This is a genomic window from Streptomyces sp. UW30, from assembly GCF_008042075.1.
Lineage (GTDB): Bacteria > Actinomycetota > Actinomycetes > Streptomycetales > Streptomycetaceae > Streptomyces.
In genome coordinates this window covers 1,906,352-1,920,454 of the sequence record NZ_RDBN01000037.1, presented here as the reverse complement: position 1 = coordinate 1,920,454, position 14,103 = coordinate 1,906,352, and the positions used below count along the sequence as shown (strand labels likewise).

Annotated in this window: 15 protein-coding genes and 1 pseudogene; 11 read left to right on the top strand and 5 right to left on the bottom strand. The window is 72.5% G+C overall.

Features of this window, described 5'->3' with window-relative positions; all coding sequences use genetic code 11:
• The first annotated feature begins 69 nt into the window (after positions 1 to 69).
• On the top strand, positions 70 to 828 hold the full coding sequence (locus tag EAO75_RS27545; RefSeq protein WP_147997699.1) for a hypothetical protein: 759 nt from the start codon (positions 70 to 72) through the stop codon (positions 826 to 828).
• Positions 829 to 858: 30 nt separating this feature from the next.
• On the opposite strand, the gene EAO75_RS27540 is transcribed toward EAO75_RS27545, so the two are convergent.
• Positions 859 to 1,674, bottom strand: coding sequence for a putative protein N(5)-glutamine methyltransferase (locus tag EAO75_RS27540; protein WP_147997698.1), 816 nt, complete (start codon positions 1,672 to 1,674; stop codon positions 859 to 861).
• A 309-nt stretch (positions 1,675 to 1,983) separates the two neighbouring features.
• Here EAO75_RS27540 and EAO75_RS27535 point away from each other — a divergent pair, with 309 nt between their 5' ends.
• Complete coding sequence (locus tag EAO75_RS27535; protein ID WP_147997697.1) at positions 1,984 to 2,589, top strand: sulfite oxidase-like oxidoreductase; 606 nt, start codon at positions 1,984 to 1,986, stop codon at positions 2,587 to 2,589.
• Positions 2,582 to 3,346, top strand: coding sequence for a ferredoxin reductase (locus EAO75_RS27530; RefSeq protein WP_147997696.1), 765 nt, complete (start codon positions 2,582 to 2,584; stop codon positions 3,344 to 3,346). The genes EAO75_RS27535 and EAO75_RS27530 overlap by 8 nt, the downstream gene beginning before the upstream one ends.
• A 225-nt stretch (positions 3,347 to 3,571) precedes the next feature.
• On the opposite strand, the gene EAO75_RS27525 is transcribed toward EAO75_RS27530, so the two are convergent.
• Entirely contained in the window at positions 3,572 to 4,951 is a 1,380-nt protein-coding gene (locus EAO75_RS27525; RefSeq protein ID WP_147997695.1) for an 8-oxoguanine deaminase, read from the bottom strand.
• Positions 4,952 to 5,054: 103 nt separating this feature from the next.
• Between EAO75_RS27525 and EAO75_RS27520 the strand changes: the two genes are divergently transcribed.
• The 4 genes from EAO75_RS27520 (at position 5,055) to EAO75_RS27505 (ending at position 8,587) form a co-directional block, all read left to right on the top strand.
• Positions 5,055 to 6,023, top strand: a complete 969-nt coding sequence (locus EAO75_RS27520; RefSeq protein WP_147997694.1) for an acetylxylan esterase — start codon at positions 5,055 to 5,057, stop codon at positions 6,021 to 6,023.
• Positions 6,024 to 6,032: 9 nt separating this feature from the next.
• Complete coding sequence (locus EAO75_RS27515; protein ID WP_147997693.1) at positions 6,033 to 6,437, top strand: nuclear transport factor 2 family protein; 405 nt, start codon at positions 6,033 to 6,035, stop codon at positions 6,435 to 6,437.
• Between the two features lie 109 nt (positions 6,438 to 6,546).
• Entirely contained in the window at positions 6,547 to 7,713 is a 1,167-nt protein-coding gene (locus EAO75_RS27510) for a serine hydrolase domain-containing protein (RefSeq protein ID WP_147997692.1), read from the top strand.
• A 130-nt stretch (positions 7,714 to 7,843) separates the two neighbouring features.
• On the top strand, positions 7,844 to 8,587 hold the full coding sequence (locus EAO75_RS27505; protein ID WP_147997691.1) for a GntR family transcriptional regulator: 744 nt from the start codon (positions 7,844 to 7,846) through the stop codon (positions 8,585 to 8,587).
• On the opposite strand, the gene EAO75_RS48295 is transcribed toward EAO75_RS27505, so the two are convergent.
• The 3 genes from EAO75_RS48295 to EAO75_RS27490 form a co-directional block, all read right to left on the bottom strand.
• The gene (locus EAO75_RS48295; RefSeq protein ID WP_315987411.1) at positions 8,557 to 8,694 is read right to left on the bottom strand and encodes a hypothetical protein; all 138 of its coding nucleotides are present in this window, start codon (positions 8,692 to 8,694) and stop codon (positions 8,557 to 8,559) included. The genes EAO75_RS27505 and EAO75_RS48295 overlap by 31 nt on opposite strands.
• 324 nt (positions 8,695 to 9,018) lie before the next feature.
• Positions 9,019 to 9,801, bottom strand: a complete 783-nt coding sequence (locus EAO75_RS27495; protein WP_147997690.1) for a class I SAM-dependent methyltransferase — start codon at positions 9,799 to 9,801, stop codon at positions 9,019 to 9,021.
• Between the two features lie 5 nt (positions 9,802 to 9,806).
• Positions 9,807 to 10,364, bottom strand: coding sequence for a PadR family transcriptional regulator (locus EAO75_RS27490; protein WP_147997689.1), 558 nt, complete (start codon positions 10,362 to 10,364; stop codon positions 9,807 to 9,809).
• Between the two features lie 70 nt (positions 10,365 to 10,434).
• Here EAO75_RS27490 and EAO75_RS27485 point away from each other — a divergent pair, with 70 nt between their 5' ends.
• The 4 genes and pseudogenes from EAO75_RS27485 to EAO75_RS27470 all read left to right on the top strand — a co-directional run.
• On the top strand, positions 10,435 to 10,833 hold the full coding sequence (locus EAO75_RS27485) for a nuclear transport factor 2 family protein (protein WP_147997688.1): 399 nt from the start codon (positions 10,435 to 10,437) through the stop codon (positions 10,831 to 10,833).
• A 101-nt stretch (positions 10,834 to 10,934) separates the two neighbouring features.
• Positions 10,935 to 11,762 carry a class I SAM-dependent methyltransferase gene (locus tag EAO75_RS27480; protein ID WP_147997687.1) on the top strand — a complete coding sequence of 276 codons (828 nt, stop codon included), beginning with the start codon at positions 10,935 to 10,937 and terminating at the stop codon, positions 11,760 to 11,762.
• A 242-nt stretch (positions 11,763 to 12,004) separates the two neighbouring features.
• Complete coding sequence (gene rho, locus EAO75_RS27475) at positions 12,005 to 13,141, top strand: transcription termination factor Rho (protein ID WP_147997686.1); 1,137 nt, start codon at positions 12,005 to 12,007, stop codon at positions 13,139 to 13,141.
• Positions 13,142 to 13,232: 91 nt separating this feature from the next.
• Positions 13,233 to 14,072, top strand: a pseudogene (locus EAO75_RS27470) (D-alanyl-D-alanine carboxypeptidase family protein); the annotation flags it as partial.
• Positions 14,073 to 14,103 lie beyond the last annotated feature (31 nt).

The window sequence follows — 14,103 nt, the reverse complement described above, 5'->3', positions numbered from 1 at the left end:
TTCGCACCCCACAATCACAGCAAGGCATGGCATGGGGATGCCGGGTGGCGTGACCGAGAGGAGCGAGCGGTGACACACGATCCGGATCACGAACACCAGGACGGCGGCGAACCGGCCGGCACCGACTTCGAGGTCCTGACGGGACCGGGCGGCCCGGGGCGGGAGCAGCCGCGCGGGGCGGCGCCGCGCGGGCTGTGGCAGCGGCGGTCCGGCCGTGCCAGGGCGGTGACCGCGGCGGCCACGGTCGCCGCGCTGGCCCTCGGCGGTACGGTCGCCTACGCCGCGACCTCCTCGGGCTCCGGGGACGGGCCCTCACCTGCCGCGTCCGGGCCGGCATCGCCGTCACCGGGCACGCCGGGCGAACGGCACGGGCCCGGCCGGTGGTTCGGCCTCGGCGGAGGCGGCGTGCACGGCGAGTCGACGGTCAAGGACCCCGACAGCGACGAGTGGGTCGTACGGATCTGGCAGCGCGGCACCGTCGAGAAGGTCGACGGCGACGAGGTCACGGTGAAGAGCGAGGACGGCGCCGAGTGGACGTGGACCGTCGGCTCGGACACCACCGTGCGGCACGACGGGGACAAGGGCTCCGGCACCGGTGACCTCAAGAAGGGCGACGACATCTTCCTCGTCGGCACGCGGTCCGACGACGACACCAGGACGGCCTCGCGTGTTCTCGCGGGCAACTGGGAGGAGTGGAAGAGGGAGAAGGGCAAGGACCGGGACGCAGGGCCGGGTGACTGGCGGGGCAAGTTCCCCGGACCTCGTCACTGGGACCGGCCCGGTTCCGGCCCCTCGGAGAGTCGGTCGCACAGCGGCGCCACGACCTGACCCGGCCCTGCGCCCCGCCCGTCGGCAGGCTCAGTTGCGGCCGATCACGACATTCGCGTACAGCTCCTCGGAAACGACCAGGCGCGCCGACAGCCCGCTGCCGATGAAGGCATCCAGGGCCGTCGGCGCCTGCCGTTCGCTCGTCTCGATCAGCAGACAGCCGCCGGGGGCCAGCCAGCGGGGCGCCTCGGCGGCCACCCGGCGCAGGACGTCCAGGCCGTCCGGGCCTCCGTCGAGGGCTACGCGCGGTTCGTGATCGCGGGCCTCCGCGGGGAGGAGACCGACTTCGCCGGTGGGCACGTACGGCACGTTCGCCGCGAGGATGCCGACCCGTCCGGCCAGGCTGTCAGGGAGCGCCTCGAACAGGTCGCCCGTGTGTACCTGACCGCCGTAGGCGGCGATGTTGCGGCGGGCGCAGCGCACGGCCGCCGGGTCGATGTCGGCGGCGTGCAGCTCGATCGGGCCGCGGGTGCCGAGTGCGTCGGCCAGGGCCGCGCCGACCGCGCCCGAGCCGCAGCACAGGTCCACGACGACGGACGCGTCGGGTGCGGTGGCGAGGGCCTGCTCGACCAGGAACTCGGTACGGCGGCGGGGCACGAAGACACCGGGTTCGACGGCTATGCGCAGGCCGCGGAACTCGGCCCGGCCGAGGACGAGTTCGAGGGGCAGGCCCGTGACGCGCCGGTCCACCATGGCGGCCAGCTCGTCGGGGGTGCGGGCGGCGGCCCGGATCAGCCGGGCCTCGTCCTCGGCGAAGACACAGCCTGCGGCGCGCAGCGCGCCCACGACGGCGTCGTACGGGAGTGGCAAGGGGGAAACGGGCGAGGAAGGAGACAGAGGGGGCATGGAAGCCGAGAGCCTTTCGGAAGCCGAAGGGTGCTCTCGCGGCCGCCTACCGGCGGTGATCCGCGCCGATCCGAGGTGAGAGCACCCGACCTGACACAGCGGTAATGGGTCTCACCTCCCGGGTCTCTCCCAAGGCCGGGGCTGTCCCGGCCGGACAGCAACATTACCCCAACGATCACGGTCGCCGGCAGGCAGTTCCCGGCCCTCCGTGGGACGACCCCGCCGGAGCGCGTACGGTTGTACGGAGCACGTACCGATCACGCTCGACCCGCGGGCCGTCGCCCACGACGGCCTGGAGGCACCACCCGCATGAACGTCACCCGAGGCTTCACCGGGCGCGCACGCGTCCGCAACGACGCGCTGCCGCCCGGTCAGTACGACGCGGGCGACGACTGGCCCGTCCTGTCCGCCGAGGTCACCCCCGAGCTCACGCCGGCCGAGTGGTCGTTCCGCGTGGACGGGCTGGTCGAGGAGCCGCACAGCTGGGGCTGGGACGAGGCCCACGCGCTGCCGTCCTCGGTGTACGAGGGCGACATTCACTGCGTGACGAGCTGGTCGAAGTTCGGTGTGCGGTTCGCAGGTGTGTCGCTGGACTCCTTCCTCAGTGTGGTCCGGCCCCATGTGTCGGCCACACATGTCGTCGCCTATTCGCACACCGGCTACACCACCAACCTTCCGCTGGCCGACGTGACCGGTGGGCGGGCCTGGATCGCCTGGGAGTACGACGGGCGGCCGCTCGCTCCGGAGCACGGTGGTCCGGCGCGGCTGCTGGTGCCGCACCTGTACTTCTGGAAGAGCGCGAAGTGGATCGCGGGTCTGCGCATCCTCGACCACGACGAGCCGGGGTTCTGGGAGCGCAACGGCTACCACGCCCGCGGCAACCCCTGGGAGGAGCAGCGGTACTCCGGTGACTGAGGCAGCCGAAACGTACACTCCGCAGACCCGGTTCGCCGTGCCCGGGCGGATCGCCGTCAGCGAGCAGGCCGCGGCGCTGTGGCAGACGGCCACGATCACCGAGATCCGCCGTGAGACCCCGCATGCCGCGACCTTCCGGCTCGCGGTGCCCGACTGGGCGGGCCATCTGCCCGGCCAGCACCTGATGCTGCGGCTCACCGCCGAGGACGGCTATGTGGCCGGGCGCCACTACTCGATCGCGTCGGCGCCCGACGATTCCGGGCACATCGAGCTGACCATCGACCATGTGGACGGCGGTGAGGTCTCCGGCTGGTTCCACACCGTGGCCGAGCCCGGTGACACGGTCGAGGTGCGCGGCCCGCTCAGCGGCTTCTTCGCCTGGCCCGGGGACCGGCCGGCACTGCTGGTCGGTGCCGGGTCCGGCGTCGTACCGCTGATGTCGATGGTGCGGCACCACCGGACGCGGGGACTGGACGTGCCGCTGCGGCTGCTGGTGTCGGCGCGCAGCCCCGAGGAGCTGATCTACGCGCGGGAGTACGGCGTGGAGACGACGCCGGTGTTCACGCGGAGGGCACCGGAGGGTGTGGCCGTGGGACGTATGGCCGCCGCACATGTGGCGCCGCTCCTGGCCGAGCAGCCTCCTGGTGGGTGGGAGGCCTATGTGTGCGGCTCCAACGGATTCGCCGAGCATGCCTCGCGGCTGCTCGTGGCGGCGGGCCAGCCGGTGGGACGGATCCGGATAGAGCGCTTCGGCTGATCGGCGGTCCGGTGCTGAGCCGGATGAGTTTGCTGCGTCCGGTTGGTGCCGCCGTTGACTGCCGTCCGACCTGACCCGCGACCCGCGGTGCCGTTCGCCCTGCCTGGCGGCACCCGGGTGCCCTGTCCCGTGCCGACCGCTTGCCGCGCCCCCGTGTCACCCCGTCGGTTCCTCGGAGCCGCGCGCCCCTCACGCCTCGCCCGCCGTCCGCCCCGCAGCCTCCCGCTATCGGTCCCCTTGCATCCCCCGTGCCACCCCGCCGTGCACCCGCAACGCGTCCGCCAGCCCCGGCAGCCGGGGCTCACCGCGGTCGACCAGGATCCGGCCGCCCACCACGGTCGTCCAGGCCCGGGCGGGCCCGCATCGCAGCCAGGCCTCCACCGGGTCGCTCAGTGCGCCGGCCAGGGCGACCTCGTGCTGGTCCCAGACGACCAGGTCGGCGCAGGCGCCGGGGCGCAGATGGCCGAGTTCGTCGTCCCGGCCCAGGCAGCGTGCCGAGCCTCGGGTGGCGATGTCGAGGGCGTCGCGGGCGGTCATCGCGCCGGGGCCGCCGCGGTAGCGGCCCAGGAGCAGTGCGGCCCGGGTCTCCATCCAGAGGGAGGCGTGGTCCGTCGAGGCGGAGCCGTCACAGCCGATGCCGACGGGCAGACCCAGTTCGCGCATCTCGGTCACGCGCGCGGTGCCGCCGCCGATGAGCATGTTGGAGCTGGGGCAGTGCGCCACGCCGACGCCCGCGGCGGCGAGGCGGCGCAGCTCGTCGCCGGTCGGGTAGATGCAGTGCGCGACCCAGCTGCGGTCGCTCATCCACCCCGTCTGCTCGAAGTACTCGACGGGACGGCAGCCGTAGGTCTCGAGACAGTAGACGTCCTCGTCGTGGTCCTCGGCGAGGTGGGTGTGCAGTCGTACGTCGTGCCGCTCGGCGAGTTCGGCGGTGGCGGTCATCAGGGACTTGGTGACCGAGAAGGGCGAGCAGGGCGCGAGCGCGACGCGCACCAGGGCGCCCGCCCCGGGGTCGTGGTACGTCGTGATCAGCCGTTCGCTGTCGGCGAGGACCTCGTCCTCCGTCTGCGTGACGCTCCGCGGCGGAAGCCCTCCGTCCTCGACCGAGCGGGTCATGGAGCCGCGGGTGGCATGGAAGCGGAAGCCGATGTCGCGGGCGGCGCGGATCTCGGCGTCGACCAGGTGCGGGCGGGGATGGACGTAGAGGTGGTCGGCGGACGTGGTGCAGCCGCCCATGAGGAGTTCGGCCATACCGACGTAGGCCGACACGTACGCGGCCTCCTCGTCGAGACGCGCCCAGAGCGGGTAGAGGGTGGTGAGCCAGTCGAACAGCGAGCCGTTCACGGCGGGCGCGTAGGAGCGGGTGAGGTTCTGGTAGATGTGATGGTGCGTGTTGATCAGGCCCGGGGTGACGAGCCGTCCGGCCGCCGAGACGGTCGTGCGGGCGTCGGGCTCGCTCCCGGCGGGGCCGACATCGGTCACCCGACCATCGGTGACGGCCAGCCAGCCGCCCGGGATCTCCCGCCCTCCGTCCACGACGAGCAGTGCGGCATCCCTGACCAGCAGGTCCGCGACCTTGACCGGAGGATCGACGGCAGACGTCATGGCGCCATCGTAGGCACACGGCACGGCGAAGATCTGGCGAGTCCTCCGATCACCCACGTACGGTGTGATCACCCGCAGTCACTCTCCGCAAAGGCGGTCCGTCATGGCACTGTTCGACCTTCCGCTCGACGAACTGCGCGAGTACCGCAGTGAGTCCGTCGAGCCCGAGGACTTCGACTCGTTCTGGTCCAAGACCCTCTCGGAAGCGCGCGAGCACGACCTGGACGCCCGTTTCGAGCCGGTCGACGCGGGGCTGTCCACGGTGCGGGTGTTCGACGTGACGTTCGCCGGGTTCGGCGGGCACCCCGTGAAGGGCTGGCTGCGGCTGCCGGCCGGAGCCACCGAGCCGCTGCCGCTGGTCGTGGAGTTCATCGGCTACGGCGGCGGGCGCGGCCTGCCCCACGAGAACCTGCTGTGGGCCTCCACGGGCCGGGCGCACTTCATGATGGACACGCGCGGCCAGGGCAGCGCGTGGGGCGGTGGCGGCGGGACACCGGACCCGGTGGGAGCCGCGCCGGCGTACCCCGGGTACATGACGCGGGGCATCGAAGCGCCCGAGAACTACTACTACCGCCGGGTGCTCACGGACGCGGTCCGTGCCGTCGAGGCCGCCCGCTCGCATCCCCTCACCGACGCCTCCCGCACGATCGCGCTGGGCGCGAGCCAGGGCGGCGGCATCACGATCGCGGTCGGCGGCCTGGTCCCCGACCTGACGGCGATCGCCCCGGACGTGCCGTTCCTGTGCGACTTCCCGCGCGCGGCGACTCTCACGGACCGTCACCCGTACCGCGAGATCGGCCTCTACCTCAAGACGCACCGGGGCCGCACCGGGGACGCCCTGCGCACCTTGTCCTACTTCGACGGCGTCCACTTCGCGGCCCGTGGCCGGGCACCCGCCCTCTTCTCGGCGGCCCTGGAGGACCAGACCTGCCCGCCCTCCACCGTCTTCGCGGCCTTCAACGCCTGGGCCCACGACGAGAAGGCCATCGAGGTGTACGACTTCAACGACCACGAGGGCGGCGGCCCGTTCCACGAGGCGGCCAAGCTGGACTGGCTGCGCACGCACGCCTGAGGGTTCGCCATGGAGACACGCGAGGCTGCGGAGCGGTTCGTCCGCGTCTGGCGGCGGGCCTGGGCCGAGCACGACGTGGACGCGCTGCTGGAGCTGTACGCCGAGAGCTGCGTCCACCGCTCGATGCCGTTTCGCGAGCCGCATCGGGGGCGCGCCGAACTGGCCGAGTATCTGCGCTGGTCGTTCGCGGCCGAGCGGGTGACCGACGTGCGCTTCTCCGCCCCGGTCGTCGGCGCGGGCGGCGTGGCCGTGGCCGAGTTCCGGGTGCTCGCCGAGGAGGAGGGCGCGCCGATCACGCTCGCCGGCTGTGTCCTCGCGCGTTTCGACGCCGCGGGGCTGGCGGTGGAGACCCGCGACTACTGGCACACGGTCGAGGGGCACCGGGAACCGGAGGACACGCTGTTCCTCGGGTGACTTCGGCCGTCCGCACTCCTTCCGTCCAGTCCGACCAGTCGGTACGTTCGGGGAGCCCGCGGCGCGGTGTCGTGGCCCGGGCTTCCGGCGGACGACAAGGGGTGGACCGATGGCGCAGCACGTGGCAGAGGTGCAGGGGCAGTGCGATCCGCGGTTCGCGGCGGTGCGGACGGCGTTCGAGGCGAACTTCCTGGAGCGCGAAGAGCTGGGCGCCGCGGTCTGCGTCACGATCGACGGCCGGACGGTCGTGGACCTGTGGGGCGGGTGGGCCGAGCCGGCGCACGACCGGCCTTGGGAGCGCGACACGCTGGTCAACGTGTGGTCTACGTCCAAGGGCCCGACGGCGCTGTGCGCACACATCCTCGCCGACCGGGGCCTGCTCGACCTCGACGCGCCGGTGGCCAGGTACTGGCCGGAGTTCGCCGCCGCAGGCAAGGAGCAGATCCTCGTGCGGCATCTTCTGTCGCACCGCGCCGGTCTGTCCGGGCTGCGGGAGCCGCACTCGTTCGAGCAGCTCTGCGACTGGGACCTGACGACTCGGCGGCTCGCGGCGATGGAGCCCTGGTGGGCGCCGGGGACGCGGTCCGGGTATCACGCGTTCACGTACGGCTTCCTGGTCGGAGAGGTCGTACGACGGGTGTCGGGGCTGCTCCCGGGGGCCTTCCTGGAGCGGGAGGTGACGGGGCCGCTCGGCATCGACTTCGCGATCGGGTTGCCGGGCAAGGAGGCCGGGCGGGTGGCCGAGCTGGTGCAGCCGGCGGTCGAGCGGACCAGTGAACAGGCGGCGATCTTCAGCCAGTTGGCGCCCGTCGCCCTGGCCGCGCTGACCAACCCGATCCTGGGGGCGGCACAGGCCAACTCGCCCGAGTGGCGGGCCGCCGAGATCCCCGCCGCGAACGGGCACGGGACCGCGCGGGCGGTCGCGGCGCTGTACGGGATCTTCGCCGGGCGAGGGTCGTACGACGGCCACCGTGTCCTGTCCCCCGAGGCGGCCGAGCGGGTGCGCGAGGGGCAGGGCGGCTGCCGTGATCTGGTGCTCGGCGCCGGGTTCGCGAACGACACCGAGATCGGCCTCGGCCTGTGGCTGAGCGGGCCGAACGGCTCGTACGGACCCAACCCGCGGGCTTTCGGACACGACGGCTTCGGCGGCTCGTGCGGCCTGGCGGACCCGGAGGCCGGGGTGTCGCTGGGTTACACGATGAACCGGATGGGGCCTCATATAGCGGACGACCCGCGGAAGATGGCGCTGATCGACGCCGTGTACAGCGCCCTGTGACGACCCGTCGGCGCGGGCGGTTTCGGCCGAAGTGAGAGGCCGCCCTTCCCTGGTGGTTTAGACCACTGCTTAGATCTGGTGACGCAAGGAGCCCGCACGGCTACAACATGTCACCAACAGGAGGCGCGGCATGGCCCGCACCACCCCGCACGAGCGCCCGCTCACCGAGGAACAGCCGCTGTACTGGCGGATCGCCACCCAACTGCTCGGCGAGCTGCGCGACGGGACGGTCCCGCCCGGCGAACGACTGCCGGGAGAACGGCAGTTGGCGGAGCACTTCGGGGTCAGCAGGGAGACCGTTCGACAGGCGCTGGAGGTGCTGCGCCGCAGCGGCCTCGTCGCCACCGACCGGCGGGGCAGCCATGCCACGCTGCCCGGCCTGCCGGTCGAGACCGCGACCTCGCTCACCTTCCCGGTCGGCGCCCGGTCCGCGGGTCCGGGCGCCGCGGACCGCGCCACGGTCGCCTGGGAGACCCCCTCGCCCGAGCACGCCGAGGCCCTGGGGCTCGCCCCGCGCTGCCGGACCCTGGTGCACCGCTACGAGTCCGCGGACGCCGACGGACGTGGCCGGCGCACAGCCGTGACGTCGTTCTCGGCGGTGGCGCTCGCCGAGGTGGCGGAGCTGGCCCGCTACCGCGACCGCACGGACAGCGCCGGTTCGGCCCAACTGCGCCGCGCCTACGACTGGATGCGCAGGGCGGGCCTCTGCCTGCACCACCGCGATGCCATCACCCGGCTCCCCGGCGCGTCAGCGGTGCGCGTCACCCGGCGGGTCCACGACCAGTACGCCCGCCCCCTGGAGATCACGGACCTCGTCGTGGACGCCCAACAGGACGCCCTGGTCTACGAGTTCACGCTGCCCGCGGCGGGCTGAGCGCGCACCACCCGGGGCTGCCGGGCGAGCGCGAGCAGCCGTCCGTCCTCCGACCGGACGGCACTGTCGTCGATCGCCCAGCCGCTGCCCGCGTGTTCGGTACGGATCCGGACGAGGGCCCAGCCTTCGTGAGCGCGGGTGGCAGGGTGTCGGTGAGCGTGACGACCGCAAGAGCGTCGGAGCGCGGCCGTCCCGGAAGCGGAGCCATGCCGTCAGCTCGGCCCGGTCCCCTCCGGCGAGCGGCAGGTCTCCGCGGCGGGACGGATCTCCAACTGCCGGGCGAACGGCGCCAGTTCGACCGGCAGCTCAAGCTCGCGGCAGTCCTGGGGCCCGGGAACCCGCGGGACGGGGTGCCCGTCGTGCGACGGCACCGGGGGCGGCGCCGGAGAAGTGCAGGGGACTGTCGTCGACCGGAGCCAGGTAGTGCGCGGTCAGCATCCGGACCGGGTGGGCTCCACCCGCGAAGGGCGCCGCGCCACGACCATCCGCACCCGCGGGCTCCCGTCGCCCCGCCGCCCGAACTCGGGCAGGGACCGCAGCTCCACCTCGAACCCGGCACGGGCCAGCTCGCGGCGCACCTCCCCGAGCCGGAAGGCCCGGTAGTACATGACGAACGGCGGCCGCCACACGGCATTGCGCACCCGCATCACCGCGTCGAAGCCCAGCAGCATCCAGTAGGCGACCGACCCGGGACTCGGCGGGGCCACCACCGGGAAGGCGAAACGGCCGCCGGGCCGCAGGACGGAGTGGACCTGCGCGAACAGACCCGGCAGCTCGCGGGGCAGGAAGTGCCCGAACGCCCCGAAGCTCACCACCAGGTCGAAGGCGGAGGCGAAAGGCAGGGCACGTGCGTCCGCACGGACCCAGCCGACAGACGGCTCCCCCGCATCCGACTCCCCGGCACGTCGCTCCCCGGCCCCCACCCGCCGCCGCGCGACCTCCAGCATGCCGCCGCTGAAATCGACGCCGACGACGCTGCGCCGGCACAGCTCGGCCAGCACCTCCACGCCGGCGCCCGTCCCGCAGCACAGGTCGAGACCGTCGTCGTACGGGCCGCTGCGCGCGAGCGACGACGTGACGGCGTCGAGCACCGCGTCAGGCGTACGGAACGGCGTGTGGTCGAACTTCGGGGCCAGCAGGTCGTATCCGCGCTCGACCGACGACAGGGCCTGGACGGCGAGTTCGCGCAGGGAGGGGCCTTCGGGGCTGAACATGCGCGTCACCCCTGCGCCACGCGCTGCTTCAGGACAATGAGGACCCGCTCGCACCAGCTCAGGATCTGCTCCTCGAAGGAGATGCCGGCCAGCAGCGTCAGATACGGGCCGACGCGGTCCGACCGGCGCAGGTACTCCTCCTCGGTCCGGCCGTCGAGCAGACGCTCGCGGACGCGTTCGTAGCGGCCGAGCTTGCCGCGCGCCCACGTCATGCGCTCCTCGATCATGGCGCGGGTGGCCTCGGGGTCCTCCATCGCCTGGAGCTTGATCAGGAGCTCGTCGCGGATGGCGGTGGGCCGCCGGGGCGGCTCGGCGGCGAAGGTCCGCAGGTCCTCCCGTCCGGCCTCGGTGAGCGTGAACATCCGCTTGTTGGGCCGCCGCTCCTGCTGCACGAAACGGGCCTCGACGAGGCCGTCCTGCGCGAGACGTTCCAGCTCCCGGTAGAGCTGTTGCGGGGTCGCGGGCCAGAAGTTGGCGAACGAGATGTCGAAGACCTTGGACAGCTCGTAGCCCGAGGCCTCCCCCTCCAGGAGGGCGGCCAGCACGGCGTACTTGAGGGACATGTGGACACCGTAACAGCAGGTGATTATTCTCTTCCGCACCTACTCAACTAATTGACTATGAGGTGATCCGATGCGCGCGTTCCGCGAGGCGGTCGAGGCGGGCGACGCCGATGCCATGGAGGTCCTGCTGGCGCAGGACGTCGTCTTCACCAGCCCGGTCGTGTTCAAGCCGTACGTCGGCAAGGCGATCACGGCGGCGATCCTGCGCGGTGTCGTGCGGGTCTTCGAGGACTTCCGCTATGTGCGGGAGATCAACGACCCGGACGGCCGTGATCACGCGCTGGTCTTCACCGCGCGGGTGGGTGACCGGGAGATCACCGGCTGCGACTTCCTCCGGGTGGACGAGGAGGGGCTCATCGAGGACTTCATGGTCATGGTCCGGCCGCTGTCGGGCGCGCACGCACTGGCCGAGGCGATGGGCGCGCAGTTCGAGCAGATCGAGAAGGAGGCGCAGGCCCGGTCCGTGTGAGGACCGACCGGCGAGCGGGGCCGGCCCGAATCGACGTCCGGGGCGTCCCCGTACCGGTATTTCTGCCACCCGGCGCGGGCCGGGCACGGTTGGATGTCCTCATGACCACCGACGAGCACGCGCGGATGATGTCGGCCAACCAGGCGAACTGGGACGCCCGCACACCCGTCCACGTCGCCAGCCGGTTCTACGGCATCGAGCAGGACCTCGACCCCGCCCGCTGGTTCGCCTCCTTCGAGTGGGACGACCTCGGTGAGCTGGCCGGCCGTGACATGCTCCATCTCCAGTGCCACCTCGGCACCGAGACGATCGCCTTCGCGCAGCGCGGGGCACGGGTCGTCGGCCTGGACTTCTCCGCGGCGTCGGTGGCCGCCGCGCGGGGCATCGCCCAGCAGGCGGGGCTGGACGTCACGTACGTACAGGCGAACGTGTACGACGCCGTAGCGGCCCTGGACGGGCGGCAGTTCGACGTCGTCTACACCGGCAAGGGCGCGCTGTGCTACCTGCCCGACCTGGACCGCTGGGCGGGTGTGGTGGCCCGACTCCTGCGTCCGGGTGGGCGGTTGTACATCGCGGAGTTCCATCCGCTGCTCAACTCCCTCGGCCCCAAGCCGGGCCCGGGCGAGGGGCCGGAGCTGCTCCTGCGCCACGACTACCTGGGCGGCGACGGTGCCGTGCGCCGGGACGCGACGCACACCTACACGGACGGCCCGGCCGTGACGGGCGCCACCGACAGCTACGAGTGGATGCACGGAATAGGAGAGGTCCTGGGCGCGTTGACGCATGCGGGACTGACCATCCGGCGCCTCACGGAGAGCGACGAGCTGCCCTGGCAGCGCTGGCCGCGGATGGAGCGCACTCCTTCCGGCTGGTGGCGGCTGCCCGAGCCGCGCATCCCGCTCCTCTACGGACTGCTCGCCACGCGCTGAAGCACCGTGGTACCGTCCCGTTAGCACCTGTGTACGCCCGGTTCAGGGCGCCGGTGCCAGTTACTCGCTCAGTTCGCCGGTCGGTGTACCGGCTTCTCATCACCACCTCGTGACCAGCGTTCCGCTGCTTTCGACGTGCTGTTTCCGCCGCCCGAAGGCGCTCTGTCCGCCTTCCCGAAGTCCGCGGCTCATCCCTTCCTTCGCATGTCTCATGCCTTCCGTCCTTGAAAGGACCCACCACCATGACCACCACTCTCGAAAACCCCCCAGTACAACAGCAGCCCCCGGTCCGTGCCGTCACGGGCGTGCTCGACATCGACGCGAACGGCAAGGGACACCTGCGCGCCGAGCACCTGCACCCCTCCCCCACCGACCTTCCGGTCTCCCCCGCGCTGATCCGCCACTACGGCCTGCGCAAGGGCGACCTGGTCGACGCCGTACGCGGCGAGGGACGCACCCTCACCGACGTCGCCCGTGTCAACGGGCGCACCCCGGACAAGAACCGCCGCCGCTTCGGCGACCTGACGCCGCTTCACCCGCGTGAGCGGATCCGCCTGGAGCACCCGGCATCCGGTCTGACCGGCCGGGTCGCCGACCTGATCGCCCCCGTGGGCAAGGGCCAGCGCGGTCTGATCGTGGCCCCGCCCAAGACCGGCAAGACGGTCCTCCTCCAGCAGATCGCTGCCGCCGTCGCGGGCAATCACCCCGAGTGCCGGCTGATGGTGGTGCTCCTCGACGAGCGCCCCGAGGAAGTCACCGACATGCGGCGCTCGGTGCGGGGCGAGGTGTACGCCTCGACCTTCGACCGGGCGCCCAAGCAGCACATCGCGCTGGCCGAGCTCGTCATCGAGCGGGCCAAGCGGCTCGTCGAGGCGGGTGAGGACATCGTCATCCTGCTCGACTCCCTGACCCGGCTGTGCCGGGCCCACAACAACGCGGCCGCGTCCGGTGGCCGCACCCTGAGCGGCGGCGTCGACGCGGCGGCGCTGCACGGGCCGAAGCGGTTCTTCGGCGCCGCGCGCCTCGCCGAGGAGGGCGGCTCGCTCACCATTCTCGCCACGGCCCTGGTGGAGACCGGCTCGCGTGCCGACGACTTCTACTTCGAGGAGCTCAAGGGCACCGGCAACATGGAGCTGCGCCTGAACCGGGATCTGGCCTTCCGCCGTGTCTTCCCGGCCGTCGACATCAACCCCTCCGGCACCCGCCGCGAGGAACTCCTGCTGCCCCCGGCCGAGTTGACGACCGTCCGCGGCCTGCGCCGGGCGCTGCAGACCCGGGACGGCCAGACCAACCTGGAGACGCTCCTGGAGCGCATGCGCGAGACGCCCGACAACGCCACGTTCCTTCGGCGGATCCAGCCGACGCTGCCCGGCGAGTGACCCGTCCGGAGTATCGCCCGTCCGGGTGCCCGCGCGTCCCGACCGGCCCGGGCAGCGCGGTCTGAGGCGGCTCCGTTCCTACGTTGGCAGTATGAAGATCGGATTTACTTTCCGGGCTCTCGTGGCCACCTGCGCGCTCTGCGCCGCCGGACTGCTGGCGCTCGCGCCCGCCACCGCGGTCGCCCGCGACGGGCACGACCCCGACACGCCCGGCGCGCCCCGAGCGGCGGCGCCCCCACGACCCGCGCTGCTGTACCGGTCCGGCACTCAGCTGCGTCCCCACTCCGGGGCGCCGCTGCTCCCCCGTGTCTCCGCGCTGTCGTGGCTGGTGGCCGACGCCGACTCCGGCGATGTGCTCGCCGCGTACGACGCGCACCGCAGGCTGCCGCCCGCCAGCACCCTGAAGACGCTGTTCGCCCTCACACTGCTGCCGACCATGCCCGTCGGCGTCCCGCACACCGTGCGCGCGCAGGAGCTGGCCGGGATCGGGGCCGGCAGCAGTCTGGTCGGGGTCGCCGAGGGACGTACGTACCGGATCGCCGATCTGTGGCGTGGGGTGTTCCTCAGCTCCGGCAACGACGCCGTGCGGGTGCTGGCCTCGCTGAACGGCGGCTGGCGTGCCACGGCCGCCCGGATGCAGGCCAAGGCGCGTGCGCTGGGCGCCCTCGACACGCGGGTGGTGTCGCCCGACGGGTACGACACACCCGGCCAGGTGTCCTCGGCGTACGACCTGGCGGTGTTCGGCCGCGCGGGGCTGCGCAACGCGGAGTTCGCGCGGTACTGCGGCACGGCCGAGGCGACGTTCCCGGGCAAGGGCGGCTGGGCCTACCCGATCCGCAACACCAACCGGCTGCTGACCGGCGCGGACGGCGTCGACCCGTACCCGGGCCTGATCGGCATCAAGAACGGCTACACCAGCAAGGCCGGCAACACCCTCGTGGCCGCCGCCCGCCGGGGCGGTC